The organism is Amycolatopsis sp. N2S4-7 (assembly GCF_058119595.1).
In genome coordinates this window covers 8,259,343-8,283,047 of record NZ_CP172299.1, presented here as the reverse complement: position 1 = coordinate 8,283,047, position 23,705 = coordinate 8,259,343, and the positions used below count along the sequence as shown (strand labels likewise).

At 72.3% G+C, this 23,705-nt stretch carries 22 protein-coding genes; 11 read left to right on the top strand and 11 right to left on the bottom strand.

Going from position 1 to position 23,705, the window contains the following annotated elements; genetic code table 11:
• Positions 1-139: 139 nt before the first annotated feature.
• The 4 genes from ACH54P_RS39415 (at position 140) to ACH54P_RS39400 (ending at position 2,767) form a co-directional block, all read left to right on the top strand.
• On the top strand, positions 140-769 hold the full coding sequence (locus tag ACH54P_RS39415; protein ID WP_489908368.1) for a class I SAM-dependent methyltransferase: 630 nt from the start codon (positions 140-142) through the stop codon (positions 767-769).
• 77 nt (positions 770-846) lie between these two features.
• Positions 847-2,025, top strand: coding sequence for a PucR family transcriptional regulator (locus tag ACH54P_RS39410; RefSeq protein WP_489908367.1), 1,179 nt, complete (start codon positions 847-849; stop codon positions 2,023-2,025).
• 56 nt (positions 2,026-2,081) lie between these two features.
• The gene (locus tag ACH54P_RS39405; protein ID WP_489908366.1) at positions 2,082-2,561 is read left to right on the top strand and encodes a DUF2975 domain-containing protein; all 480 of its coding nucleotides are present in this window, start codon (positions 2,082-2,084) and stop codon (positions 2,559-2,561) included.
• Complete coding sequence (locus tag ACH54P_RS39400) at positions 2,561-2,767, top strand: helix-turn-helix domain-containing protein (RefSeq protein WP_489908365.1); 207 nt, start codon at positions 2,561-2,563, stop codon at positions 2,765-2,767. The genes ACH54P_RS39405 and ACH54P_RS39400 overlap by 1 nt, the downstream gene beginning before the upstream one ends.
• On the opposite strand, the gene ACH54P_RS39395 is transcribed toward ACH54P_RS39400, so the two are convergent.
• Positions 2,694-2,939, bottom strand: coding sequence for a transposase (locus ACH54P_RS39395; RefSeq protein WP_489908364.1), 246 nt, complete (start codon positions 2,937-2,939; stop codon positions 2,694-2,696). The genes ACH54P_RS39400 and ACH54P_RS39395 overlap by 74 nt on opposite strands.
• 125 nt (positions 2,940-3,064) lie before the next feature.
• Positions 3,065-3,532 carry a MarR family winged helix-turn-helix transcriptional regulator gene (locus ACH54P_RS39390; protein WP_489908363.1) on the bottom strand — a complete coding sequence of 156 codons (468 nt, stop codon included), beginning with the start codon at positions 3,530-3,532 and terminating at the stop codon, positions 3,065-3,067.
• A gap of 68 nt (positions 3,533-3,600) precedes the next feature.
• On the opposite strand from ACH54P_RS39390, the gene ACH54P_RS39385 reads away from it, so the two are divergent.
• Positions 3,601-4,035, top strand: coding sequence for a RidA family protein (locus tag ACH54P_RS39385; RefSeq protein WP_489908362.1), 435 nt, complete (start codon positions 3,601-3,603; stop codon positions 4,033-4,035).
• On the opposite strand, the gene ACH54P_RS39380 is transcribed toward ACH54P_RS39385, so the two are convergent.
• Complete coding sequence (locus ACH54P_RS39380; RefSeq protein WP_489908361.1) at positions 4,032-4,520, bottom strand: hypothetical protein; 489 nt, start codon at positions 4,518-4,520, stop codon at positions 4,032-4,034. The genes ACH54P_RS39385 and ACH54P_RS39380 overlap by 4 nt on opposite strands.
• 266 nt (positions 4,521-4,786) lie before the next feature.
• Here ACH54P_RS39380 and pgfA point away from each other — a divergent pair, with 266 nt between their 5' ends.
• Complete coding sequence (pgfA, locus tag ACH54P_RS39375; RefSeq protein WP_489908360.1) at positions 4,787-5,851, top strand: cell envelope lipid trafficking protein PgfA; 1,065 nt, start codon at positions 4,787-4,789, stop codon at positions 5,849-5,851.
• Between the two features lies 1 nt (position 5,852).
• On the opposite strand, the gene ACH54P_RS39370 is transcribed toward pgfA, so the two are convergent.
• A complete protein-coding gene (locus ACH54P_RS39370) occupies positions 5,853-6,581 on the bottom strand; it encodes a class I SAM-dependent methyltransferase (RefSeq protein WP_489908359.1) in 729 nt (242 codons plus the stop codon).
• Positions 6,582-6,711: 130 nt separating this feature from the next.
• On the opposite strand from ACH54P_RS39370, the gene ACH54P_RS39365 reads away from it, so the two are divergent.
• The gene (locus tag ACH54P_RS39365) at positions 6,712-7,851 is read left to right on the top strand and encodes a glycosyltransferase family 4 protein (protein WP_489916903.1); all 1,140 of its coding nucleotides are present in this window, start codon (positions 6,712-6,714) and stop codon (positions 7,849-7,851) included.
• Between the two features lie 262 nt (positions 7,852-8,113).
• Here the strand turns inward: ACH54P_RS39365 and ACH54P_RS39360 are convergent, their stop codons facing one another.
• From ACH54P_RS39360 to ACH54P_RS39350, 3 genes are read right to left on the bottom strand one after another with little or no spacing between them, the layout of a single operon-like run.
• Positions 8,114-9,178: a hypothetical protein gene (locus ACH54P_RS39360; RefSeq protein WP_489908358.1), complete on the bottom strand. Its 1,065-nt coding sequence runs from the start codon at positions 9,176-9,178 to the stop codon at positions 8,114-8,116.
• An 8-nt stretch (positions 9,179-9,186) separates the two neighbouring features.
• Positions 9,187-9,369 (bottom strand): hypothetical protein, encoded by a 183-nt coding sequence (locus tag ACH54P_RS39355; RefSeq protein ID WP_489908357.1) that lies wholly within the window; start codon positions 9,367-9,369, stop codon positions 9,187-9,189.
• Between the two features lie 3 nt (positions 9,370-9,372).
• Positions 9,373-11,055 carry an MmpA family trehalose lipid delivery protein gene (locus ACH54P_RS39350; RefSeq protein WP_489908356.1) on the bottom strand — a complete coding sequence of 561 codons (1,683 nt, stop codon included), beginning with the start codon at positions 11,053-11,055 and terminating at the stop codon, positions 9,373-9,375.
• 70 nt (positions 11,056-11,125) lie between these two features.
• Between ACH54P_RS39350 and ACH54P_RS39345 the strand changes: the two genes are divergently transcribed.
• Positions 11,126-12,334 (top strand): lipopolysaccharide biosynthesis protein, encoded by a 1,209-nt coding sequence (locus ACH54P_RS39345; protein ID WP_489908355.1) that lies wholly within the window; start codon positions 11,126-11,128, stop codon positions 12,332-12,334.
• A 121-nt stretch (positions 12,335-12,455) separates the two neighbouring features.
• Here the strand turns inward: ACH54P_RS39345 and ACH54P_RS39340 are convergent, their stop codons facing one another.
• Complete coding sequence (locus tag ACH54P_RS39340; protein WP_489908354.1) at positions 12,456-16,475, bottom strand: alpha-(1->3)-arabinofuranosyltransferase; 4,020 nt, start codon at positions 16,473-16,475, stop codon at positions 12,456-12,458.
• A gap of 33 nt (positions 16,476-16,508) precedes the next feature.
• Here ACH54P_RS39340 and ACH54P_RS39335 point away from each other — a divergent pair, with 33 nt between their 5' ends.
• The gene (locus tag ACH54P_RS39335) at positions 16,509-17,273 is read left to right on the top strand and encodes a class I SAM-dependent methyltransferase (protein ID WP_489908353.1); all 765 of its coding nucleotides are present in this window, start codon (positions 16,509-16,511) and stop codon (positions 17,271-17,273) included.
• A 3-nt stretch (positions 17,274-17,276) separates the two neighbouring features.
• Here the strand turns inward: ACH54P_RS39335 and ACH54P_RS39330 are convergent, their stop codons facing one another.
• Positions 17,277-19,019, bottom strand: coding sequence for a hypothetical protein (locus ACH54P_RS39330; RefSeq protein ID WP_489908352.1), 1,743 nt, complete (start codon positions 19,017-19,019; stop codon positions 17,277-17,279).
• A 76-nt stretch (positions 19,020-19,095) separates the two neighbouring features.
• Positions 19,096-20,676 carry a substrate-binding domain-containing protein gene (locus ACH54P_RS39325; RefSeq protein ID WP_489908351.1) on the bottom strand — a complete coding sequence of 527 codons (1,581 nt, stop codon included), beginning with the start codon at positions 20,674-20,676 and terminating at the stop codon, positions 19,096-19,098.
• A gap of 261 nt (positions 20,677-20,937) precedes the next feature.
• On the opposite strand from ACH54P_RS39325, the gene ACH54P_RS39320 reads away from it, so the two are divergent.
• Entirely contained in the window at positions 20,938-21,738 is an 801-nt protein-coding gene (locus ACH54P_RS39320; RefSeq protein ID WP_489908350.1) for a glycoside hydrolase family 25 domain-containing protein, read from the top strand.
• A 3-nt stretch (positions 21,739-21,741) separates the two neighbouring features.
• Here the strand turns inward: ACH54P_RS39320 and pdxR are convergent, their stop codons facing one another.
• Positions 21,742-23,130 carry a MocR-like pyridoxine biosynthesis transcription factor PdxR gene (gene pdxR / locus ACH54P_RS39315; RefSeq protein ID WP_489908349.1) on the bottom strand — a complete coding sequence of 463 codons (1,389 nt, stop codon included), beginning with the start codon at positions 23,128-23,130 and terminating at the stop codon, positions 21,742-21,744.
• A gap of 52 nt (positions 23,131-23,182) precedes the next feature.
• Here pdxR and ACH54P_RS39310 point away from each other — a divergent pair, with 52 nt between their 5' ends.
• Positions 23,183-23,641, top strand: coding sequence for a carboxymuconolactone decarboxylase family protein (locus ACH54P_RS39310; RefSeq protein ID WP_489916901.1), 459 nt, complete (start codon positions 23,183-23,185; stop codon positions 23,639-23,641).
• The last annotated feature ends 64 nt before the right edge of the window (positions 23,642-23,705 follow it).

Here is a 23,705-nt window from a genome sequence, read left to right as displayed (position 1 = left end):
GTGAGGGAGTGCGGCGGAAGAGTAGGCCACTTATCACGCATCAAACAAGACTCTGCCCGGAAGTTGCAAAAAGAAGTCCGGTACTTGCGCAATCGGACGTTCGCCACCGGACGGCCCGAAGTTCTGCCAGGGTCCGGTCATGACCCGCCCCGAATCCGCCGCCGAGGTCTTCGACGCGCTCGGCAAGGACTACGAACACGCCTTCCGCGCAGCGACCGCGCAGCGGGACGCGATCACCGATCTGCTCGCGAACCTGCCCGCGTCCGCGAAGGTCCTCGACCTCGGCGCGGGCACCGGGCGGCCCACCGCGGAGCTCCTGGCCGCCGCGGGCCACGACGTCACCGGGTACGACGTCGCCCCGAAGATGGTCGAGATCGCGCGGGCGCAGGTGCCCGCCGCCCGGTTCGAACTCGGCGACCTGCGCGAACTGGCCTTCGAGGACGGCACCTGGGACGCGGTCACGGCGTTCTTCTCGATGCTGCAGCTGTCCCGGGCCGAGCAGGAAACGATGATCGGCCGGATGGCGGCCTGGCTGAAGCCCGGCGGCCTGCTCGTCTTCGCCACCGTGCCGGCCGATGTCGACGGGGTCGGCATCGTCTTCATGGGCCACCCGGTCCGCGCGAGCAGCTTCGCCGCCGACGCGCTGGCCGGGCGGCTGCGGGCGGCGGGCCTGGAGGTCGTCCGCGAAGAGCGGGCGGAGTTCGTGCCCGACCACCCGGGCGCCACCCCGGAGCCCCACGTCTACTTCACCGCGCGCAAACCGGCCTGAGGCCGGTTCCCCGACGGACCTGAATTTTGCTCAACTTCGTGCATGTCCCGGGCCGCGGACCCGAGCTAAAGTGAGGAATGGGCATCGAAGCTCTGGCCAGACCGGTACCTCGCGAACACCGTGAGCTCGTGCGCGAGATGCTGTCCAGGCTGCCGGAGTTCGCCGACCGCCTCGCCCGCCTGCTCAGCGAGGAGGACGAGTTCTACCGCCAGGTGGACCACGTCGCGCCCGACGAACTGCGCCAGGTGTGCCGCGCCAACCTCGAACGCGCGCTGACGGCCCTGGCGGAGGGCCGCGGCCTCGCCCTCGACGCCGCCCGCAAGACCGGGCTCGTCCAAGCGCGCCAAGGCATCCCGCTGCCCGCCGTGCTGCGCGCGTTCCGCATCGGCGGCACCTTCGTCTACGAAGCCCTCCTGGAGCTCGCCGGCCCCGAGTTCCTCAGCCCGGCCCGGACGATCGAGATCAACTCCTACGTCTGGAAGGCGATCGACCTCTACTCCGACGCCCTGACCACGGCGTACGAAGAGGTCGCGGCCGAGCCGTCGCACGCGAACGCGCGGCTGCTGGACGACCTCCTGCGCGGCCGGCTCACGAGCCAGGCCGACATGGAAGCCGCCGCCCGCGAACTGGGCCTGCCGACCGCGGGCATGTTCGTCGCCGTGGTCACCGAACGCGTCGAGCCGGACGAGCACGACACCGTCGAGGCGCTGCTGCGGGCACGCCGCTGGCGGTCGGTGTGGCGGCCCGGCGGCGAGGCGGGTCTGGTCGCGATCGACCGGATCGAGGACGTCCGGCGGCTGCGCGAGGTGCTGGGTTCGCTGCCGGTGGCCGCGGGGATGAGCCGGCCGTTCGCCGGGTTCCCCGACGTCCCGGACGCGCTCCACCGCGCCCGGATCGCCCGCCGCTCCCTGCCGGCGGCGACGGCGGGCGTGGTGGTGTTCGGCGATTCGCCGGTGACCACGCTGGTCGCCGCCGCGCCGGGGATGGCCCGCGACGTCGTGCGCTCCGCGCTGGCCGGCGTGCTCGCGCTGCCGGGCGCGGAACGCAAGGTCCTGCTCGACACGCTGCTCGCGTGGTTCGCCGGCCACGGCTCGGCGAAGGAGGCCGCGGACCGGTTGTTCGTCCACCCCAACACCGTCCGCTACCGGCTGCGCCGCGTGCAGGACCTGACCAAGCGCGACCTGACCGACCCCGTCGACATCGGCGAGATGTACGTCGCCCTCGAGTCGGTGCGCCTGGATCCGGAGCCGGACTGATCGCAAATCGATCACTACCGATTGACTTTCGATAGAAATCCGGTGATAGTCGGCGCATGGTTACCGAGAAGTGGGCCGTTGCCGCGCTCAGAGTGTTCCTCGTGGTGCTCTTCGGGGTGCTCGTGGTGTTCCAGACGATGTCCCTGCCGGGCGGGATCGCCTACCACACGCAGCAGAACCCGCACGACGCGAACCTGCGCTGGCCGTTGACCGCCATCGCGGTGTTCCTGGTGCTGTGCGTCCAGGTGGTGGTCGTCGCGACCTGGAAGCTGCTGACCCTGGTCAAGAAGGACCGGATCTTCACCAGCGCGTCCCTGAAGTGGGTCGACGCGATCGTCTGGGCCGTGGCCGCCGCGTGGCTGGTGTTCGTCGGCATGCTGCTGTTCGTCGGCTTCAACGCGGACGACCCGGGGATGCCGATGGTGCTGTTCCTGGTGACCGTCGGCATCACCGTGATCGGGCTGCTGATGGTGGTCATGCGGGCCCTGCTGCGGCAGGCGACCACGCTGCGGTCCGACCTGGAAGCGGTCATCTGATGGCGATCGTCGTGCGCATCGACGTCGAACTGGCCAAGCACAAGATGAGCGTCGGGGAGTTCGCCGAGAAGGTCGGCCTGACGCCGGCCAACGTGGCGGTGCTGAAGAACGGCCGCGCCAAGGCGGTGCGCTTCAGCACCCTGGAAGCGATGTGCCGGGTCCTCGGCTGCCAGCCCGGCGACCTGCTCGAGTGGGTCGAGGACTAGGAGCTGTCCCGGAAGTCATCGAAGCCAGAGCACGAGGGCGGCGATGGGAGTTCGGTCTGCCCCAGGTGCCGGCCTTGGCCCACCACCGCAACCGCTCATGCGCAGTTTTCCAGGGCCCGTAGCGATCGGGCAGATCACGCCACGGGGCACCGGTGCGCAGCTTCCACGCCACCGTCGGCCGCCGCCTTGCCGAGGCGGCAGCAACGGCCCGATCACCCGCCCACGCCCTGTCCGTCAACTCACGCGCCCCCCGGCACAACTACCAGAGGCCCAGCTCAACCGCTTACAGGACGCGCCCTAAGCCAGGTCGACGGGCCGCACCCGCAGCTTCGCGGCGATGCGGGCGAGCGCCTGCTGGTCGGCCGCGGTCAGCGGGTCGAGCACGTCGCGGACGCTGCGCACGTGGACGGGCGCGGCCTCTTGGACCTTCGCGAAACCGGCGTCGGTGAGGGCGACCAGGGTGTACCGGCCGTCGCCGGGGTCGGGGGAACGCTCCACCCAGCCCCGCTGCTCGAACCGCTTGACCACATTGGACAGCCGCGACAGGGAGCCGTTGGCGAGGTAGGCCAGCTCGCTCATCCGCAGACGACGCTCCGGCGCTTCCGAGACGTGGCTGAGCGCCAGGTACTCGAAGAGGGTCAGGCCCGCCTCGTGCTGCAGCGGCGCTTCCAGCCGCCCCGGAAGCAGCAGGACCAGCGAAGCCAGCCCCGTCCAGGCTTCCTTTTCCGCCGGGTTGAGCCATCGGGGCTCGTCGGTGGTGGTCATGGCGGAACCCTACCCGGCTGCCGCTGACTTCACGCTTGAAGTAAAACCGTGCTAGGTTGACTTCAAGGATGAAGTCAATCGAAGGGAATCCCATGCCGCAGTTCTTCGTGACCCCCGGCTACGGCCCCCGGCACCTCGCCGCCCTGCACTACAGCCAGGCGGTCCGGATCGGCGACCGCGTCGAAATCTCGGGCCAGGGCGGCTGGGACGACGACACCGTCTTCCCGGAGGCCCTCGAGGACGAGATCGTGCGGGCGTTCGACAACGTCGAGCGCACGCTCGCGACGGCCGGCGCCACCTGGGAAGACGTCGTCGCGGTGGACTCGTTCCACGTCCCGACCGCGACCGGCACCATCGGCGACAACCACACGCGCGTGATGGTCGAGCAGTTCCGCAAGCGCATGGGCGACCGCGCGCCCATCTGGACCCAGATCGGCGTCGCGGCGCTGGGCGCCCCGGGAATGCGCGTCGAGATCCGGGCGACGGCCGTCACCGGGAGCTAGGCCGCGTCGGCTTCCACGAGCCTCGCCAGTTCCAGCAGCGTGCCCTCGAAGCCGGGGCCGGCGGTCAGGGCCACCGTGAGCGGGTCTCCGCGCCGTCCCGTGCCCACCGGGAGCGTCACCGCCGGTTCCGTCCACTGGGGACGGTCCACTCCGGCCGAGACGACCACGTCCGGCCGCGGCGCAGGGCGGCCGCCACCGGCGTCGAGGTCGAGCACCACGTTGCCGTGCAGGGAAAGCAGCGCCGCGACGTCGGCCACGGCGTCGCGCAGCTCGCGGTCGGCGATCGAGTCCGAATGGGCGCCGATCGCCGCCCGGGAGGGTTCGCCGCCGAGGCGCGGCACGATCCGCCCGAGGTCGCCCGCGGCGCAGGCGAGCACCCGGATGCCGGGTGCGCCGGGCGCGGGGTCGGTCAGTGTGATCCCCGCGCTCGCGGCCGCCGCCACGATCCGGGCTCGCCAGCGCGCGGTGGCCGCGATGGCGACCATCGATGGGTCCTGCGACAGGAGTCTCTCCTTTGCGGTCCGGCGCGGCGGGTGAGGATCGTCCGATGGTGGGCCCGCGCCCGTTGTGCCCGGGAACAAACATGTTTGGCCGCTTGGTCCGAACGGTCGCGCCCATGCGACCTTCCGGTCGCACCGGTTGTCTGTGACCGCCGGTCACACTTTGACGCGCGACGTGGCGGGGGCCACTATCCGGGCACTGATTACCGCCGGGTAATTTGCGTTGAGCCGAAGACGACCCAGGAGGACCGTTGCGACGAGCTTTCGGCCTGATCTTGCTGGCACTGGGGGTTTTCGCGGTCGCCGGGGCGGTGCTCCTGCCGACCTACGTCTACCCGAAGCTCGCCAAGGTGCCGCTGGACCAGGACTCGACGTCGGTGCTCGAAGGCACCGCGAGCAAGGTCCTCGCGGTCACCGACAACGGTTCCGGCCCGACTTCGCAGATCCGGGAAAACGCGAAGCTGACGGCGACGGCGCGCGTGCAGGCGAACTTCGCCGCGCCCGAGATGCACCAGGACACCGACTACGCGGTCTGGCTGCTGGCGGTGCAGGTCACCGACGACGCCGACAACACGGTGCTCAGCGCGAGCAAGCGGCAGGTCTGCTTCAACCGGCGCACCTCGGAGGGCTACGAGCCGCGCGGGGAAACCGATCCGAAGTGCGACGCCAAGAGCAGCTACGTCACCGAGCTCGCGGACAAGGCCGACAAGGAAGGCCAGAAGCCGCCCGAGACGACCGACTACAAGGCGCAGGGCGGGCTGAACTTCAAGTTCCCGTTCGGCACCGAGAAGCAGGACTACAAGGTCTACGACGACAACACCGGCGCGCCCGTCACGGCCCGGTACACCGGCACCGAGACGGTGAACGGGATCGAGACCTACAAGTTCGTCCAGGACATCCCCGACACGAAGGTCGCGACGAAGGACGTGCCGGGGTCGCTGGTCGGCTCGGACCAGCCGACCGTCAAGGCCGACCTCTACTACCGCGGCGTGAACACGATGTGGGTGGAGCCGGTCACCGGGATCGAGGTGAACCAGCAGCAACAGCAGCACCAGGAACTGCGCGCCGGCACCAGCACGGCGGTCGTGTTCGACGGGACGCTCGCCTACAACGGCAAGACGATCTCGCAGATGGTGGACCAGATCAACGCGAACAAGGGCAGGCTGGAGTTCCTGTCGAGCACCGGCCCGCTCTGGCTCGGGATCGGTGGTGGCGTGCTGATCGTCGTCGCGATCGTCCTGCTGGTCCGCCGTCGCCGCGCCGAGCCGCCGGCCCCGCCGCAGCGACGGCGGGTACCGGTGGGCGCCGGCCGCTGAGTCAGCGCTTCCGGAGGACCAGGACCAGATTCCAGGAAGCCACTTCACGGAGGCCGGGAATCCGCACGATCCACATCGCCCAGCTCGGGTGGTACCGCGGATAACCGGCCACCAGGTCGGCGAGCGGCGTCGCCTTCGCCCAGCGAAGCGCGGCGCCGACCGAAACCGGGAACAGGCTTTCGCCGAATTTGTTCTTCGGCTGCTTGCCGAGCTTCCGGAAATAACGCTGCCGGGCGTAATGGCCGCCGAAGAAATGCCACGGCGCGGTCTCGTGACCGCCCCACGGCGAATACCACGGCGTGAACGACGCGAAGACCGTGCCGCCCGGCTTGGTCACCCGGCACATCTCCTCGAGCATCACCCACGGCTCGGACACGTGCTCCAGCACGTTCGACGAGTAGCAGACGTCCACGGATCCGGTGCGGACAGGCAGTTCCGTGCCGCTGGCGCGGATCATGTTCTCCCCCGGCTCGCCGCGCGCGGACAGCTCGCCGACGTCCGGGTCGAGGCCGAGGTAGACCGCGCCGGCGCCGCGGAAGGCGTCCGAGAAATACCCCGGGCCACCGCCGACGTCGAGCACTGTTCGCCCGGACAGCGGAGTGTGCGCCGCCAATTGCCGGACCGAGTCGGCGGCGAGCGCGGAATAGAAACCGTCGGGGTCCGTCTGCTCGGTGAGGAACGTGCGGAACAGCGTGACGGAACGGCGGAGCGTAGCGCGGTGCGGCGGCACGGCTCCATCGACCAAAACCGGATTCCCTACCATTGAACCGTCGCTTTCCGGAATACGTTCATCTACTGTGTACGCACGAGTAACCTAGCACCGTCGCTAAAGTTTGGATAACCCGATGGAACGTCCTCGCGTGCTCCTCGTCAACTGGCGCGACACCGGCCACCCCGAGGGTGGCGGGTCGGAGCGGTACGTCGAGCGGATGGCCGAAGGGCTGGCGAGAGCGGGGTACCGGGTCGAGATCCAGTGCGCCGCCTACCCCGGCGCGACCGCGGGCGAGTGGCGCGACGGCGTCCGCTACCGGCGGCGCGGCAACAAGTTCGGCGTGTACGCGCACGCGTTGCGCGCCATCCGCCGGGCGCGCGCCGACCTCGTGGTGGACGTCCAGAACGGCATGCCGTTCTTCGCCCGGCTGGTCGCCGGCTGCCCCGTGCTGGTGCTCGTGCACCACGTCCACAAGGAACAGTGGATCAGCGCGCTCGGCGAGACGCTGGGCCGGGTCGGCTGGTGGATCGAGTCGCGGCTGGCGCCGTGGCTGTTCCGGAAGTGCCGCTACGTCACGGTTTCCGAGGTCACCAAGGCCGAGCTCGGGGGCTTGGGCATCGAGCGGGACCGCGTCACGGTGGTGGCGAACGGCCTCGACGCACCGCCGCCGTGCGTGTCCGAGCGCGACCGCGAGCCGACCCTGGTCGCGGTGAGCAGGCTGGTGCCGCACAAGCGGATCGAGCACGCCATCGACGTCGTCGCGCGGCTCGCGCGGCGCTGGCCCGCCCTGCGCCTCGAGGTCGTCGGCCAGGGGCCGTGGGACGAGGTGCTGCGCGCGCACGCGGCTTCGCGCGGGGTCGCCGATCGCGTGGTCCTGCACGGCTGGGTCGACGAGCAGGCGAAGCACGAGATCCTGGCGCGGTCGTGGCTGCACCTGTGCCCGTCGGTCAAGGAGGGCTGGGGCATCGTCATCATGGAGGCCGCCGCGCACGGCGTGCCGTCGGTGGCCTACCGCGCCGCGGGCGGCGTGGCCGAGTCCATCGTGGAGGGCCGCACCGGCCTGCTGGCCGACGACTTCGACGACTTCACGGCGAAGGTCGACGGCCTGCTCGCGGACGGCCTGCGGCGCGCGGAGATGGGTCTGGCCGGGGTCGAGCGGGCCGGGAAGTTCAGCTGGGACAGCAGCGTCGGCCAGTTCGCCTCCCTGGTCCGGGACGTCTCCGGGCGGCCGGCGCCCCGGCCGAGGGTCCTGAGTCAGGTGGCGCGCGGCGAAGCGCTGGCGTCGTGAACCGCGTCCCGGAACTCCTCCAGCAACCGGGCAGCCGCAGCCGCATCGAAGTCCCGGCGCCGGGCCCGCACGGTCACCGTCGTGGTGCCGGCGGTGGTCGCCACCTCGGCCGCGAGTCCGGTTCCCCGCCGACCACGCACCCCCCACGGCGCCGCTTTACGGGTCCTGAGGGGGTCACCCACAGCACTGCTGCCGGACTGCGTCGCCGGAACTCCTCCGCAACCGCGCGGCCGCGGCCGCAGCGCCGCTTCCGCGTCCTGAGTCAGGTGGCGCGCGGCGAAGCGCTGGCGTCGTGAACCGCGTCCCGGAACTCCTCCAGCAACCGGGCAGCCGCAGCCGCATCGAAGTCCCGGCGCCGGGCCCGCACGGTCACCGTCGTGGTGCCGGCGGTGGTCGCCGCGCCGAAGGCCACGCCTGAGCGGCCGCTCGCGGCCGGGTAGAACGCCAGCGAGCGCACCGTGTCCCCGGTGGACACCACGCCGAGGTTCGACACCAGGAACGTCGAGCCGAGCCGGCTCGCCAGCAGGCGCGTGCCCAGGCGGGCGAGCCTGCTGCTGCGGGCCGGGAAGTCCGGTTCCGGTGCCTGGGCCGCCAAAACCGCGGCGGCGTCCGCGCCGGGACCGAGGCGCAGCCGGAAGAACGCGCTGTCGTGGACCGGTTCCGGCGCGGCGCCGGAGCGCCATGACGCGCCCAGCGCGGCCACGACGCGGGCGGTGCGGGCGCCGTGCGCGCGGTTCCAGCGTTCCGTGGCGCGGGCGCCGGCCGCGACGAACCCCGCCGCGCCCAGCCGCAGCGCAGGATCGTGCCGGGCCGCGAAGACGTCTCCGGCGGCCGGGGCGGCGCGGTCGGGCAGGATGCGGCCCGGCGGCGCGAAAAGCGCCTCAGCGAGCCGCTGGAGGGCCGAAACGAGGAACGGTTTGCCGCCGGTGCGTTCCCCGATCCCGGTGGCCCCGGAGGAAACCGGGACGTCGAGGAGGATGCCGAGCAGGGCCAGCAGGCCGAGGCCGTCGAGGGCGCCGTGGTGCGCGGCGACGAGCAGCGTGGGTTCACCGGCCCGGACGGCGACGCGCAGGAGCGGCGCCGACCGTTCGTAGGGCTCGGCGGCGAAGCGGTCGCGAGTGGCCGGCAGGTCCGTCGTCAGCTCGATTTCCGGCACGGCACCGAGGTGCGGGTACTCCTGGATCGCGGCCGCCAGCCGCGCCCGCAGCTTTTCCGGTTCCGGTGCGGCCGCGCCGAGGTCCGCTTCGAGGAGGATGCTCCAGGAAACGGTGGGGTCGCCGTAGAGCCCGACGACGCGGTGCGCGTGGTCGGAGGCGAACTGCGTCATCCGCCGCGTCAGCGGTTCCCGTAGAGCTTGTTCGGGTGGTCGGCGGGGTTGTACTTCACCTGCGCGTTCAGCTTCTCCAGCACCTGGGCGGAGCTGTCCGGGTCCGCGCCCGCGATGAGGGCGAAACCCGCTCCGGTCGCCGTGCCGCCTCCGATGAGGACGGCGGCGATGACGCCGATGACCGTGCCCACGTGTCACTCCTTCCGCGGCGGGGAGATCCTGCCGCGGCCCAATGTACGCATCGGTAACATGCGGCACAACAGTGCGACGCACAGCAACGCGAGCGCTACTCCGTTTGCCACCAAGGCAGGCGTCCACGAAATCGCTTTCACCGCCGGCACACCGGGTGTCCGGTAGAGCGTCAGCCAGTCACCCGACCACACCCGGGTCGCGTCGGCGAGCAACCGCGGGTCGACGTCGCCGGGCGTCCCGTGTTCGACGAGGATCCAGCCGATGCCCGCGGCGGTGAGCTCCCGCGCGGACGTCGCGGCGCGGACGTCGCCGATCCTCGGGTCCTCGCCGGCGATGCGTTCGGTGCCGACCTGCAGCGTGTCGTCCATCAGCACCGGCCTCGGGAGCGCGCGAGGAGCCGGGTCGAGCTGCGTGCGGTCGTCGTTCCAGGCGAACCCGCGGAACGCCGACAGCGGCAACGCCAGCACGTCCCCGGGGCGGTCACCGAGCACTTCGGACACCGCCCGCCAGTCGTCCGGGTACTGCGCGGTGCCGAGCCGTCCCCAGCCGCCCCACGCCAGGTCCGGCATGGTGAGCAGCGGGAACACGACCGCCGCCGTCACCAGTGCGACCCGGCCTTGGGCGCTTCGCAGCTTCGACGCGGCGGCTTCGATGGCCAGCGCGAAGCCCAGCGCGAGCGGCAACGCCCACCAGGCCACCCACTTCTGGGCGTCCCGCAGCAGTCCGGCGCCGGGCACGTGCCGCGTCGCCGCGGTCAGCAGCGCGTCGCCGCCCGGCAACGTCGCCAGCGAGGCCAGGAGGACACCGGCGACGCCGAGGCCGGACAGGGACCAGGCCGGTGCCGCACCCCAGCGCGCCTTGAGCGTGGGGAACCCCGCCACCGCGATCGCGACGGTGACGAGGGTGAGCACCGGGATCAGCGGCATGCTCCGGCTGCCGGGCACCGTTTCGGCGTTCCAGATGCCGCCCAGCCCGAGCACGCTGAGCAGCGCGGGGCCCCAGCTTTCGGCGCGCGCGCTGAACGCCGTGACGCCGGCGGGGTCGGAGAACGTGCTGCCGGCGTTGAGGAACGTCGGCACCAGCCACGGCAGGTTGAGGACGACGGCGATGGCGGCCGTCTGCCGGAGCCGGCGCGAACCGGCGGCCGTGACCGCGACGGCGGCCGCGAGCACCCCGCCCGGCGGCGTCAGGACGGCGGGAGCGCAGGCGAGGACCAGCTTCGGCAGGGCGTTCGGTTCCCGTTCCCGCACCTCGAGCCCGGCCCGCACGATCCACGGCAGGGCCGCGTACGTCAGCAGCAACGGCCAGTGCCCGATGAACAACCGCTCCGCGACGTACGGCGTCCAGGCGTAGGCGGTCGCGGCGACCAGCCGGGTGCCGGTGCGGTCGGTCGGGACGAGCCGTCCCGCGCCGAGGGCGGCACCGAAGACGGCCAGCAGCAGGACGAGCTTCTGCACGAGGTCGCCGGGCAGCACGGTGGTCGCCAGCGCGACGACGGCGTCGGCGGGGACCGAGCGCGGCAGCGTGGCGCCGATCCCGAAGGCGTCCGGGACGAAGTACTGCCGCGGCGCGAACACCATGTCGTAGCTCAGGACGAAGCCGCGGCCGAGCAGGGGCGCGCAGACGGCGAACGCGAGCGCGGCGGACAGCACGGGGAGCGCGAGCCGTCTGCCCGGTGCGTCCACGGCCCTTCCTTTCCGTTGCCCGCGCGGTTAGGGTCCCTGGTCATTACCCGCCGGTAATGGGAGTCCCCCGTTGAGCGTAGACACCGAAGCCCCGTCCCGGACCGGCAACCGGGTCGCGGCGATCCTCGTCTCGCTGGCGCTCGCGGGCAACAACGCGGCCAGTTACGTGCTGAGCCTGGCGGCCGCGCGGATCCTCGCGCCCGGCGCGTTCGGGGAGCTGAGCTCGCTGCTGGCGGTGCTGGTCATCGGCGTCGTCCCGGCGATGGGGCTGCAGACCGTGGTGGCGCTGCGGGTGGCGCGGTCGCCGTCGCCGCACCCCGGCTCGCTGTTCGCCCTCGGGCTGGTGACGAGCGGGATCGTCGCGACGGTGGCGTTGACGCTGAGCCCGTTGCTGGTGCTCCTGCTGCACCTGGGCTCGGTGGCGCCGGCGCTGCTGGTGACGGCCGCGCTGGGCCCGTTGACGCTGCTCGGGCTGTTCCACGGTCTCCTGCAGGGCAGTCACCGGTTCGCGACGCTGGCCGGGCTGATCGCGCTGGAGGGCGTGGGCAAGGTCGGCGGGTCGCTGGTGGGGCTGGTCGTCTCGGGCTCTTCCACCGGAGCCCTGACCGGAGCGGCGATCGGTTCGCTGGCGGTGGTCGTGGCGGGCTGGCAGATCTGCGGCCGCCCGCGTCCCCGCTGGGCCGACCGCCACGGCGGCGAGGTACTCCACACGGCCCAGGCGATGCTGGCGCTGGTGCTGCTGGTGAACCTGGACCTGGTGCTGGCGCGGCACACGCTGCCGGCCGGTTCCGCGGGCGAGTACGCGCTGGGCGCGATCGTCACGAAGATCGCGTACTGGCTGCCGCAGGCGGTGGGGGTCCTGGTCCTCCCCCGGTTCGCGGTGCGCGACCGCCGTCGCCGGGTGCTGCCGGTGGCGCTGGGGGTGTGCGCTTTCCTGGATGCCTTCGTGCTGCTGGTTTCCCTGGTGGCCGGGCCCGCTCTGCTGCCGCTGATCGGCGGTGCGCGGTACGCCGGAAGCACGATGCCGGTGTGGCCGTTCGCCCTCGCGGGATCGATGCTGGCGCTGGTCCAGCTCCTGCTGTACGCCCGCCTGGCGGACGGCGACCGCCGCGTGACGGTCCTGATGTGGACGGCGGTGGCCGCGGAAACGCTGCTGATCACGGTCTGGTTCCACGGCTCGGCGGCCCAGGTGGTCACGGTGGCGGCCTGCTGCGCGGGCGGCTTGGCCCTGGCCGGAGCAGTGCTGGAACTCCGCCCCCGCCGCAACTCACGTGACTGAACCCCGAACTCGCGTGATTGAACACGTAACTCGCGTGATCGAGGCCGGAACTCACGAGTTACGTCCCCCGTCACGCGAGTTACGGGCCTGATCACGCGAGTTACGTCCCCCATCACGCGAGTTACGCCGAGCGGTCGGGTTCCGCGGGGTTTTCCTTGCGGGTGAACCAGTCCACGCACGTCGCCACCATCGCGGCCGCGGCCAGGAGCAGGGCCGCCTGGGTCACCGGGCCGTAGGCCCACTCCTGGCCGTGGCCGAGGACGCGACCCGTCACCGAAACGGCCGCCGCCACGACCATGCCGCCGAACGCCGCGTACCGGGGTGCGCGCTCGGAGAACTGGCGGGCCAGCAGACACGCGATCAGCAGCACCACCGGGAGCATCCCGCCCAGTGCCACCAGCAGGCCGATCAGGACCACCGGGACCCACGAACCGCCCGGGACGACGGCGAAGGACCGCCGGCGGCGGACCGGCCACGCCACCCCCACCAGCAGCGCCAGGACCGCCGCCGCGCCGATCAGCAGGCTCACGCGGTACCGCGAGTCCGGCTCGAACGCCAGCGAGACCACCCCGCCCGCGCCCGCCGGGACGATCCACGCCTGCTGCCAGCCGTCGACCCGCGTGCGCGTCAGCTGGTGACCGTCCAAAGTGGCCACCCAGCCCGCGTTCGCGTTCTCCGGCACCGCCAGCACCGACTCCGGACCCGCCCCGACCGTCACCGACCGCGACGCCGCCTCCCACGATCCCACCTGCACCGAGCGGTGCACGGGCGGCGAAGGAGCCTGGGCCGGGCGCAGCCACAGGTCCTGGACGACGAACGACTCCGACCGGTCCGTGCGCAGCTCGTGCCCGCCGGACGGCAGGTCGATGCCGCCCTCGGAGTCCCGGCACATCCGCAGCGGCAGCGGCCGGTGCGCGGTGATGTCGGCCAGCGTGCCCTGCACCGACGTCCGGTAGTCGAGGCCGTCCAGGTGGATGTTGGGTCCGGAACCGCAGGGCACCGTGAACGCCGGATCCGGCCCCGGCAGCAGGCCGTCACCGCCGGACAGCGCCAGGCTGCCGATCCCCACCACCGCACGGGCCGCGGGATCGTCGTCGTCGCCCGGCAGCACGATCTGCAGCTGGTCGGTGTCCAGGGGCTCGAAGGACGCGGACCCGCCCGCGTCGAGCTGCACCGACCGCGTCCCGGACTTGCCGACCAGCTCCAGCCGGCGGGGCACCCGGGCCCCGCTCGACGGCGAAACCTCGACGTGCACCCCGGAAATCGTCTTCGGGCCGGTCCAGCCGAGGGTCAGCGCCGGCCGCAGGTCGGTGACGTCGGGACGCCACGTCGTGCCCGCATCGCCGTCCACGGCCGCGAACCCCGCCGCCGCCGGGTCGCCGCCCAGCTGGGACGTCGACGCCACCGTGACCCCGGGCAGCGACACCGGGTTGCGCCCGCCGCCCGCCGGCAGCACCGAGCCGCCGACCAGGTACGTCTCCTCGGCCGGCGTGCTGAACAGCCGCCGGATCCCGTCGGGCTCTTCGCCGTCACGGGCGGCGGAAGCGTCGCAGCGCACCGCGTCGCCCGAAGGCAGGCACGCGTACCGCGGCTGGGCGCCGCGCGTGAACGCGAAGCCGGGTGCCGGGCCGACGGGCAGGTCCGCCGGCACCTCCAGGGCGCGCTGCGGCTCGGTGCCGGGGATCTTCAGCTCCGCGACGCCGACGTTCCCGTCCTGCCGCCCGACCACCAGCGACAGCAGCGTGATCCGCACCTTGCGGGTGACCCCGGCGGCGACCGCGTACTCGTGCGTCCCGGCGCCGCGGATCACCTGCTGGTCGACCGAGCCGTTGTCGGTCGTGATCCGGATCCGGGTGGGCGGCCAGCCCACCCGGATGTCGTCCACCATCTGCAGGTCCACCGAGTTCACCAGCCGCGGCGTGTCCAGCTCCACCTCGAGCCACTGGCCGATCGGGCCGGTGAACGACGACGAGTGCCACGCCGTGCGCGGGTCGCCGTCAATCGCCGCGAAGGGCTGGTGCCCCGGGTCGGAACCCCCGAAGGCGTCGGCGAAGGACGCGGCCGTCGACGCCGTCACCGAGCGGATGCCCCGGTAGGCGGCCACGGTCTGGTGTTCCTGCCCCGGGAACGGCAGCACGTCGCCCGCGGCGCGCTGCTGGCGGAACGCCTCGCCGGCGGTCAGGGTCTGGCTGAGGTTGTCGCGCACGCCGCCGACGTTCCGCTCGGCGCGGCGCAGGCCGTCGGTCACCAGCCGCGGCCCGCCCGCCGATCCGCCGTCGCCGGTGAGCACGGTCGGCGTCGCCGGGTCGAGCTGGCCGGAGTCGATCAGCGGGAGCAGGTTCTCCGGGCCGCCGCTCACCGTCGGGACGTCCTTTGTGGACGTCGCAGTCGCGAGTGGCACCGGTTGCCGCACCTCGTAGACCGCCAGCGGCCCGAACTCCGCGGCCTTGGCGATGCCCGGCGACCCGGCCAGCCCGGCGCGCAGGGTGGCGATCGGCGGGGCGTTCGTCCGCTCGCGGTCGATGTCGTTGCGCAGCAGCAGGAACCGGTACCCGGACCGCGCGAGCAGCGCGGCGAGCCCGGGGTCGCCGCGGCCGTCGGCGAGCGCCGCGTCGACCGAGTCCATCAGCCGCGTGTTGCCTTCGGACCCGAGCGGCACCTGGTTGCGCACCGCCCACGGGCTCCGCGCGATGGCCTGCGCGGGCTCGTCGACCGTGCGGCCCCACTCGTACTCGCCGAAGCCGGTGGCCGGCAGCAGCAGCGTCCGCGCGTCCGGGCCGGCCTTGGCGACGTAGCCCATCGCGTCGTACCAGTAGCCGGGGACCTCGTCCCAGCCCGGCCCGGACCGCAGGTTCAGCAGCCACGCCGGCGCGGCCATCACCAGCACCAGCAGCAGGCCCAGTGCCGGCCGCAGGAACCGGCGCGCGGACTTCACCCGGGCCGGGCTCGAAATGCCGTGCACGAACGCCAGCACCAGCGGCAGCCGCAGCACCGGCTCGAACTTGTGCACGTTCCGCAGCGGGGCCAGCGGCCCGTCGAGCAGGTGCCGCACCTGCTCGGCCAGCGGGCTGTCGAGCGTCCCGACGTAGCCGATGGTCAGCAGGGTCAGCCCGGTGACCACCCCCAGCACGAGGAACCGCCGCTCGGGCAGGCCACGCCGGGTCAGCCCCAGCAGCCCGATGCCGGCGACCAGCCCGGTGGCGAGCATCAGCACCGGGTTGTCGATCAGCGACCAGCCACCGGGCCACCACGGCGTGCCCTGCACGACGTAGGCGACCCACTGGTTGGTCCCGCGCAGCACCTCGAACAGCGACATCGGCGCGGTCGTGTTCGTCGCGGACTCGATGTAGTCCAGGAACGGCAGGCTGTATTCGCCGAGCAGCAGCAGCGGCAGGATCCACCACAGCGTCGCGCCGACGACGAAGAGGAACCACCAGAGGACGAGCTCGACGTGCGAACGCGTCCAGCGGCGGGTCAGCAGCCACAGTCCCGGCAGGACGAGCGCCATCACGACCATCGCGCCGTTCACGCCGCCCATGCCGAGCACGGCCAGCGCGGACAGCCCGGCGGCGCGCCGCGGTGAGCCGGTCGTCCCGGCCCGCACCAGCGGCACCAGCACCCACGGCAGCAGCACCGCGGGCAGCATTTCCGCCGAGAGACCGCCGATCTCGGTCAGCATGCGCGGCGCGAGCGCGTACCCGAGCGCGCCGATCAGCCGGGTGCGCTCGGTGCCGATCTTCATCGCCCGCGCCAGCAGCAGCGCGCCGCCGAACGCGGCCGACAGCAGGACCGCGCCCCACAGCCGTTGCGCGATCCACGCGGGCATGCCGACGGCCTGGCACAGCGCGAAGAACGGGCCCATCGGGAAGAGGTAGCCGTACGCCTGGTTCTGCAGCTCCCCGCCGGTGGCCTGGGGGTTCCACAGGTGCAGCGCGCGGCCGAGGAAGGCGAGCGGGTCGACGGCGAGGTCGAGTTTGGTGTCGAACGTCGTCTTCCCCGGCATCTGCAGGAATGACAACGTGGTCAGCGCCAGCACGATCCAGGTGCTCGGCCGGCGGAGGAACGCACCGGGCGAGAACTTCCGGTCGCGCCCCGTGGGCGGGGCGTCGTCCCGGGTCCGTTCGCGGGTGCTGGTTACCATCCGGTAGATACTAAGCCGAAACCTGGCTACCATGTGCCGACGATTTTCCCGACCTCCGACTTCACGGGCAGGTGCGCCATTTCCGACGAACTGGTGGCGGACGGCTTCGCCGACGCGTGGGCACTGGCCGAGCCGGTCAAGGGCTGGATGACGCGGGAGCAGGGCGCCGCGCTGTGGCGGGCCGCGCGCCGCCTCGAGAAGGGCGACGTCATCCTGGAAATCGGCAGCCACCAGGGCAGATCCACGATCGTGCTGGGTGCGGCCGCCCGCACGGTGGGGGCCACGGTGATCGCGGTCGACCCGTTCGTCGACGGCCGGTTGTTCGGCGGATCGCCGACGCGGCAACTGTTCGAGCGCAACATCCGCCAGGCCGGGCTGGACGACGTCGTCGAGCTCGTCGCCGGCTACAGCACGGAACTGCGCCCTGACTGGGACCGGCCCTTACAGCTGCTTTACATCGACGGCAAGCACGACTACTGGACCTACACCGACAACCTGCGCTGGTCGGCGCACCTGCCGCCGGGGGCGGAAATCCTGGTGCACGACTGCTTTTCCTCGATCGGCGTCACGCTCGGCACGCTCGCGAAGGTCCTCTTCGGACGCCGGTACACCTATGTGGACCGGGCGACGTCGCTGGCGCGGTTCCGGCTCGCGCCACCGTCCACGGCGGACCGGGTGCGCGTGCTGGCGCAGCTGCCGTGGTTCCTGCGCAACGTCGGGATCAAGGTGCTGCTGCGGCTGGACCTCCGGCCGGTGGCGCGGGTGCTCGGGCACGACAGCCCCTACGATCCCTACTGACCGCTACTGGGTGACCGGCTTCCCGACCTCCACCCTGGCGAGGCACACCGGCGCGCCCGGGCTCGACAGCTGCACGGCGATGTGGTCGAAGAGGCCGTCCACCGGCAGGTACAGCGAGTGCAGCCCGGCCTGGAACCAGACCGGCGTCCGGTCGACCAGGCCTTCGCCACCGTCCGAAGTGTAGTAATCCAGCTTGAGCAGGTACCGGCCGAGCACGGGTGTGTCCAGCGGGACGCGCACCTGCGTCTCGCCGATCGTGTACCCGCAGTTCGGCACCGGACCCGCGACACCGCGGGAAACCGGCTCCACACCGGTGATCCGGTGCGGTGTGCCCGTGGCGTCGAGCTGGTGCATCTGGTTGGTCGGCTGGTCGAAGTGCGTGCCGGGCAGCAGGCCGACCACCCGGGACGCGCGGGAGTCCACGCCGAACCATTCGTGCACCACGTCCGACGGCACGAAGGTGTCGAAGAAAACGAGATCCGGGTCCTCGGCGACGGCCGCGCGGACGTTGCCGACGTACTGACCGGCGTGTTCGAACCGCATTCCCGGCGACAACCGGGCGAAGCCGACGGCCGAACTGGCGAGCAGGAGCACGCAGACGGCTAGGGCGATCGGCCGTTCCCGCTTTCGGCCGGACGGCGCAACCTCCCCCGGCGCCAGGAAAGCGAACGCTCCACAAAGGGCGGCCACGAGCGCCAGCTCGGCGAGGTACCGCGGGTCGTCGCCGGCCGCCGGGCCGACTTCGCGCAGCCGCGTCGACGCCAGCAGCCCGACGTCCACGGCGAACAGCAGCAGGAGCAACGCCCACGCCCGCCACGCCCGGCGGCCGCCCGCGCGCACGCCGGCGATCACCAGCACGCACGCCGCGGCGAGCAGCAGGACGACAACCGCGAACGGCGACGGTGCCCAGGTCGCGCCCGGGCCGGGGCCGGACCACGGCCCGCCGGCCAGTCCCGGCAGCAGGGTGTCGCCGAGCATCCGGCCGGTGAGGTCGGCGACGGTCCCGGCGGACATCGGCGTGCCGCCGGTGCCCACCTGGCTCGACGTCAGGGCGAGGTAGCCGGCCACGAACGCCGCCAGCAGCACGACGTGCCCGGCCCAGTAGCGCACCCGGTCCTGGAAGGACTGTCCGAGCAGGACGGTCACACCGGCCAGCAGCACCGGGACGACCGCGGCCTTCTCGTAGAACGCGAGCCCGAACACCGTCCAGGCGAAGGCGCCGATCCACCAGCGCCCGCCGTCCTGGAGGTAGCGGACGTGGGCGTGCAATGCACCGGCGGCGGCCAGCACCACCGGGACGATCTGGACGCCGTAGGCCCACCACAGCGGCGGGACCAGCAGCAACGTCGAGGCCGAGAACACGGTGAACGGCACCAGGACCGCCCACCGGCGGCCGAAGCAGCGCACCAGCAGGCACCAGAACAACACCGTCGCGACGGCCCGCATGAGCAGCAGCGGCACCATCAGCGCGGGGACGTTCAGCGGCGCCCACGCGGTCGCCACGGCGGCGAGGAAGAACCCGCCCGGCGTCAGGTGCCCGTGGTAGTCCTGGAACAGGAACCCGAGGTCGAACGGCCCGGCCGCGGCGGCCTGGTAGGTGACGACGAAGTCGTCCTGCGCGAGATTCCCGTGCAGGGCCGCCCACGCGTGCATGAGGAACGGCACCAGCCCGGCGACGAACGCCGCCAGCACCAAAGTGGACGGTCTTCGGATGGCCCGGGGCGCGGATTTTTCGGTCAGCACCACCCCCTTCTTCGGGGGGTCCAGGGGGGCTTGCCCCCCGGCTGGGGTTTGGGGCTCGGCCCCAAAAGACATGGTGTCCTCAATTCTTGCAGGCGGGCGGCTGGCACATGAGCTTGCTCAGTGCCTGGTAGAAGACGTCGGAGATCTTGCGCGGGTCCGGCGTGGTGAAGGACTCGCCGCCGGTCGCGGCCGAGACCTCCCGCAGCTCGCTCGCGTCGATGTCGGGCCCGATGCCGATCCCGATCACCGGCAGCGGTTTCCGCGGGTCCTGCAGCCGGCCGAGCTCGGCGAGCAGGCCGGGCAGGCCGACCGAGTCGCTGTCCTCGTTGCGGCCGTCGGTGAGCACGACGACGACGTTGATCCGGCCGAGCTGCCAGTTCTGCCGGGCGTTCTGGTAGGCGGCGAGGATCGAGTCGTACAGCCCGGTGGCGCCGCCGGCCTTCGGCTTCACCGCCTGCAGCGTCGCCAGGCCGCCCGCGGCGAGCTGGGCGCTGATCGACCGGACCGGCAGCAGTTCCTTGTAGTCCTTGTCGCCGTCGAGCTTGGTCGAGAACAGCCACAGGCCGAGTTCGGTCGTCGGCTTGAACAGCCCGAGGCCCTGCGTCGCGGCTTCGATCGTCAGCGCCATCCGGCTCCGGCCGGTGCCGGGGACGGTGGCGGCCATCGAGCCGGACACGTCCAGCAGCACCTGGACGCGGGCGCTGAGGTTTGCCCCGGCCCAGGCCTGGAGCACGCCGTACATCGCTTCGGGCGCGGGCGGCCCGGCCGGGCGCGGCGCGGCGTTCGTGCGGGTGTCGGTCACCCGGTCGCCGAGCAGCTGGCCGGCCGGGGTGCGGAACCCGGCGTCGGCGAACGTCTTCGTGGCGGTCTGGTCGAGCAGCAGCCGCAGGAACCGCTCGGCCGCGGACCGCGAGGCCTCCGACGCGCGCGGCAGCACGACGTACGGGTAGTCGAAGCTCGGCACGCCGGAGGCCGGGTACGCGGCGACGAGCTTGCGGGCCAGCACGGACTGCTCCGAGGCGGGCGAGGCGCTGAACGGCTCCTTCACCGCCGAGAGCTTGCGGATCTCCTCGGTGAACGCCGCGGCGGGGTCGGGCGCGTCCTTCGTGAGCTGCTGCAGGCCGATCAGCGCGGCGATCCCGGCGGGGTCGCGCCCGGGGTCGGGCAGCCCGACCGGGTTGCCGGCGAGGACGTCCGACCAGGACGGTGACTTCCCCGGCCAGCCCGCCTTCGCGGCGGCCTCGTCGGTCAGCGCCAGCACCACCGGGGAGCTCGCCACCGACTGGCCGGATTCGGGCAGGTTCCACGCCCGGCCGTCGCGGGCCTGCAGCAACCAGGTGCTCGACTCCGGCACCCAGACGTCCGGGCCGGTCGCGCCGTTGGCTTCGAGGGCCGCCGCGGTGGCGGGCGACGCGCTCGCGGTGACTTCGACGGTGTAGCAGTCCGGCCCCGGGACGGTCCCGGCGAGCGCGGTGAGCACCGGCGCGATGTCCGGCGCGGCCGTGATGCGCACCGGGGTGGTGCTGTCACAGCCGCCCGCGGCCAGCCGGTTCCGCACGTAGTCGACCCCGGCCCAGGCCAGCAGGGCGACCACGAGCAGCGCGCTCAGGACGACGACCCGCGCGTCGATCCGCCGGGCTCGCGCCGGGTGTGCCGCCATGCACGTACCTTCCCTCGTGAAGTGCTGGCAGCTTGCCAGCCGGGTGAGCGGGAAGCCAGTACCGGAAGCGGAACGTCACCATCGAAGCGTGAGTCCGCGGTGAAGGAATTGTGCTGTGCGGCCATTTTGGTGATTGACAAGGAATGGGTAACGTTTGGCGCTTGACGCCCGTCCCACATGGGTAACAGCACGATGGCGGATCGCGGAGACGATTTCGCCGTCCCCGAAACGGCGATACGGCACCGAACGGAGACGCAACCCGTGCGCACGATGTACGACGCGGTCACGGCCGCGAACATCCCCGCCGACGCCCAGATGGTCGCGGGCTACATCGACAAGATCAAACTCGAACCGTGGTCGGCCGCGGACTGGGCGCGCTTTCCCCACGCCGTCAAGGTCACCATCGTCAAGAAGGCCGGCACGAACGACGGGCACGTCCTCGACGTCGAACCCGGTGACGCCACCCCGGCCCAGGCGCCGGGCTGGGTCCGGATGCGCCGCGCGGCCGGCGCGGACCCGACGATCTACTGCAACCTCTCGACCTGGCCTTCGGTGCGGTCGGCGTTCTCCTCCGCCGGCGTCCCCGAACCGCACTACTGGATCGCCCACTACAACGGCGATCCGGCCATCCCCGCCGGGGCGGTCGCCAAGCAGTACCTCGGGAACGTCGCCCCCGGCTACGACGTTTCGTCCGTCGTCGACTACTGGCCCGGTGTGGACGGCACCGAACCCGCCTCGACTGGAGTGGAGATCATGGAGCGCATCACCGTCACCCCGCCGAACATCGACGTCAACTCGGTGCGGGTCTTCCTGTCCGGCAGCCCCGGCGCGGCGATCGTGGTCCGGCCGCGGCTGGGCGCGGACGGCTACGCCACGGCGATGTGGATCAACAACATCTTCGCGTGGGGCAGCGACCGCAGCGGCATCGGGCACAACCCGGCCCAGGTCGGCGGGTACAACCCGAAGCTCCTGTCGCACCGGCGCTTCGACCTGCCCGGCGCCATCTGGGCGGACATCGACTACAGCGCGGCCGAACCGTTCGAGATCGACATCGTCGGCTGAGGCTCAGGCCGGCGGCAGCGCGCGGCACAGCGCGTCGACGGCCGCGGCGTAGGCGTGCTCGGGCGGGGTCGCATAGCCGACGACCAAGCCGTCCATTGTGGACATCGTGCTGGCCGGGTGCCGGAAGGCGGCCAGGCCGTCGAGCGCGAGTCCCTGCCACGTCGCGGCCTTCAGCGCGGACTGCTCGGTGCCCGGCGGGAGGCGCAGCACGGCGTGCAGGCCGGCGGCGATGCCGGTGGGCACGACGTGCGGCGCCCGCTCGGCGAGCGCCGCCACGAGCAGGTCGCGGCGGCGCCGGTAGCGCTGGCGCATCCGCCGGAGGTGCCGGTCGTACGCCCCGCCGTCGATGAACTCGGCCAGGGTGAGCTGGTCGAGCGCGCTCGCCCACGCCTCGCGCTGCCCCTTCGCGGCCAGCACGGCGTCGACGAGGTGCTCCGGCAGCACCAGCCACCCGAGCCGCAGGGCGGGCGACAGGCTCTTGCTCACCGAACCGACGTAGACGACGTGCTCGGGGTCGAGGCCCTGGACCGCGCCGACCGGCTTGCGGTCGTAGCGGAACTCGCCGTCGTAGTCGTCTTCGAGCAGCAGGCCGCCGGTCGCGCGGACGTGGCCGACGACGGCGGTGCGGCGGTCGTGGTGCAGCGGGCCGCCGGTCGGGAACTGGTGCGCGGGCGTGAGCAGCACGGCCGGCGCGTCCAGTTCGTCGACGCGGGCGCCGTTTTCGTCCAGGGGCAGCGGAATCGTGCGGATCTTCGCGGCGGCGAAGATCGAGCGGTGGAACGCGAGGCCGTAGGACTCGACGGCGAGCGGGCCGGGCAGCACCGCCGGGAAGAGCAGCCGCAGCGCGTGGGCGAACCCCGAGCACACGACGATCCGGTCCGGCGACGTCCGCACGCCGCGGGCCCGGGCGAGGTACCGGGCGAGGGCGTCCCGCAGTTCCGGGCGGCCGCGGGGGTCGCCGGGAGCGAAGGCGTCGTGCGGGGCCACGTTCAGCGCGCGCCGGGCGGCGGCGAGCCATTCGGCTCGGGGGAAACCGGTCGCGTCGGGCTGCCCCTGCCGGAGGTCGTACCGGGGTCCGGCGGTTTTCGGTGCTTTCTTCGGCGTGCGGGCCGGTTTGAGCGGTTCGGCGCGCTCGGCGACCCGGGTACCGGAGCCCTGGACGGCGGTCAGCCAGCCCTCGGCGACCAGCTCGGCGTAGGCATCGGCGACGGTGTTCCGGGCCAGCCCGAGGTCGGCCGCCAGTGACCGGTAGGGCGGCAGCCGGGTGCCGGGGGCGAGCCGCCCGTCGCGAACGGCGTCCCGCAGGGCGGCGATGAGGGCGGCCCGCTTGCCACCCGCGGCCGCCAGCTCCAGGTGCAGGTCGGCACCCAGCCGCTCCCCGAATTGACCCACGCTTTCGCCACGGAAATGCACCCTACAGGCGGGTCAACCGGGCCGTAGATTTCTGGTCATGAACCGCATCAACTTCGCCAAGACCGCCCCGAAGGCCTTCAAGGCCCTGATCGGCTTCGACGCCGCCGCCCGCGAGGGCCTGGACCTCGCGCTGGTCGAGCTGGTGCAGATCCGCGCGTCGCAGCTCAACCGCTGCGCGTACTGCCTGCACATGCACACCTCCGACGCCCGCAAAGCCGGCGAAAGCGAGGAGCGGCTGCACCTGATCGCGGTGTGGCGGGAAGCGTCGGGCTTCTTCACGGAGAAGGAGCAGGCGGCGCTGGCCCTGACGGAAGCGGTGACGCTGGTTTCCGGCGGAGTTCCGGACGACGTGTACGCCCGGGCCGCAGGTGAGTTCGGCGACGAAGAGCTGGGGAGGCTGCTTGCGTTGATCTTCGCGATCAACACTTGGAACCGCATCGCCGTCACGACGGCCAAGGTGCCGGGAACTGATGAGCGGGCGGCGCGCTGAGCAGCCCCCGTTTTCCACGCCGGCGGACGGCACCGGCAAATCTCGGCGCCGTCCGCTGGCTGCG

Coding starts and splice junctions, on each gene's coding strand:
- ACH54P_RS39415 (WP_489908368.1), top strand. CDS start 140: ATGACCCGCCCCGAATCCGCCGCCGAGGTCTTCGACGCGCTCGGCAAG.
- ACH54P_RS39410 (WP_489908367.1), top strand. CDS start 847: ATGGGCATCGAAGCTCTGGCCAGACCGGTACCTCGCGAACACCGTGAG.
- ACH54P_RS39405 (WP_489908366.1), top strand. CDS start 2,082: ATGGTTACCGAGAAGTGGGCCGTTGCCGCGCTCAGAGTGTTCCTCGTG.
- ACH54P_RS39400 (WP_489908365.1), top strand. CDS start 2,561: ATGGCGATCGTCGTGCGCATCGACGTCGAACTGGCCAAGCACAAGATG.
- ACH54P_RS39390 (WP_489908363.1), bottom strand. CDS start 3,532: ATGACCACCACCGACGAGCCCCGATGGCTCAACCCGGCGGAAAAGGAA.
- ACH54P_RS39385 (WP_489908362.1), top strand. CDS start 3,601: ATGAAGTCAATCGAAGGGAATCCCATGCCGCAGTTCTTCGTGACCCCC.
- ACH54P_RS39380 (WP_489908361.1), bottom strand. CDS start 4,520: ATGGTCGCCATCGCGGCCACCGCGCGCTGGCGAGCCCGGATCGTGGCG.
- ACH54P_RS39360 (WP_489908358.1), bottom strand. CDS start 9,178: ATGACGCAGTTCGCCTCCGACCACGCGCACCGCGTCGTCGGGCTCTAC.
- ACH54P_RS39340 (WP_489908354.1), bottom strand. CDS start 16,475: ATGGTAACCAGCACCCGCGAACGGACCCGGGACGACGCCCCGCCCACG.
- ACH54P_RS39325 (WP_489908351.1), bottom strand. CDS start 20,676: ATGGCGGCACACCCGGCGCGAGCCCGGCGGATCGACGCGCGGGTCGTC.